The organism is Janthinobacterium sp. SUN206, assembly GCF_030587305.1.
GTDB lineage: Bacteria > Pseudomonadota > Gammaproteobacteria > Burkholderiales > Burkholderiaceae_D > Janthinobacterium > Janthinobacterium kumbetense.
The window spans coordinates 1-1,658 of record NZ_JAPWIB010000011.1; the positions used below are offsets into that span (position 1 = coordinate 1).

The window sequence follows — 1,658 nt, forward strand, 5'->3', positions numbered from 1 at the left end:
CGATTACGAGTATTTAGCCTTGGAGGATGGTCCCCCCATATTCAGACAGGATGTCACGTGTCCCGCCCTACTTGTCGTACGCTTAGTACCACCGGTCCGATTTCACATACGGGGCTATCACCCACTATGGCTCCTATTTCCAGAGGATTCTGTTATCGGTCCGACTATCACGTACAGGCTCCTCCCATTTCGCTCGCCGCTACTTTGGGAATCTCGGTTGATTTCTTTTCCTGCAGCTACTTAGATGTTTCAGTTCGCCGCGTTCGCCTTGCATACCTATGTATTCAGTATGCAATACCCTAAAAGGGTGGGTTGCCCCATTCGGAAATCTGCGGATCAAAGTGTGTTTGCTCACTCCCCGCAGCTTATCGCAAGCTACTACGTCCTTCATCGCCTGTAATCGCCAAGGCATCCACCATGTGCACTTATTCGCTTGTCCCTATAACGTTAGCCTCTGATAATCGAAATCATCAAAGAGCGCTACAGGGATAAGAAAGTACAACGTTGTTGCTTGTTTGTTGATACATACAATCATTACCCATCGATTTACCTTTTACGGCAAACCGATCAATAAATAATCTTTACTTCTTCCAGATTGTTAAAGAACGAAACAGCTTTGATCGCTAAAAGATCAAACCTAAACCACAGTCTTGTTGACTGGCTTACGTTTGCACTTTCAAAGTATTGGTGGAGGATGACGGGATCGAACCGACGACCCCCTGCTTGCAAAGCAGGTGCTCTCCCAGCTGAGCTAATCCCCCTGGGGTATTACATTACTGGTAGGTCTGGCTGGACTAGCGTCCACCTTACCCCCGGGTCTGTTTTTACTGGTAGGGCTGGTTGGACTCGAACCAACGACCCCCGCGTTATCAACACGGTGCTCTAACCAGCTGAGCTACAGCCCCAACGCGGTGCTACTACGACTACTGTTTCTTCTCTTACTAACAGCCGATAAGTGTGAACATTTGATGCGTGAACCAGTTACCTGATTCGTGCAAACTCTAGAAAGGAGGTGATCCAGCCGCACCTTCCGATACGGCTACCTTGTTACGACTTCACCCCAGTCACGAATCCTACCGTGGTAAGCGCCCTCCTTGCGGTTAAGCTACCTACTTCTGGTAAAACCCGCTCCCATGGTGTGACGGGCGGTGTGTACAAGACCCGGGAACGTATTCACCGCGACATGCTGATCCGCGATTACTAGCGATTCCAACTTCATGCAGTCGAGTTGCAGACTACAATCCGGACTACGATACACTTTCTGCGATTAGCTCCCCCTCGCGGGTTGGCGGCGCTCTGTATGTACCATTGTATGACGTGTGAAGCCCTACCCATAAGGGCCATGAGGACTTGACGTCATCCCCACCTTCCTCCGGTTTGTCACCGGCAGTCTCATTAGAGTGCCCTTTCGTAGCAACTAATGACAAGGGTTGCGCTCGTTGCGGGACTTAACCCAACATCTCACGACACGAGCTGACGACAGCCATGCAGCACCTGTGTACTGGTTCTCTTTCGAGCACTCCTCAATCTCTCGAGGATTCCAGCCATGTCAAGGGTAGGTAAGGTTTTTCGCGTTGCATCGAATTAATCCACATCATCCACCGCTTGTGCGGGTCCCCGTCAATTCCTTTGAGTTTTAATCTTGCGACCGTACTCCC

General features: G+C 50.2%; 2 tRNA genes and 2 rRNA genes. All 4 read right to left on the reverse strand.

The features are described 5' to 3' along the window. A 23S ribosomal RNA gene (locus tag O3300_RS28370) occupies positions 1-439 on the reverse strand; the annotation flags it as partial. A 246-nt stretch (positions 440-685) separates the two neighbouring features. Further along, positions 686-761 (reverse strand) — tRNA-Ala (locus O3300_RS28375). A 67-nt stretch (positions 762-828) separates the two neighbouring features. Next, positions 829-905: transfer RNA gene (locus O3300_RS28380), tRNA-Ile, on the reverse strand. Positions 906-1,005: 100 nt separating this feature from the next. Then, a 16S ribosomal RNA gene (locus O3300_RS28385) occupies positions 1,006-1,658 on the reverse strand; the annotation flags it as partial.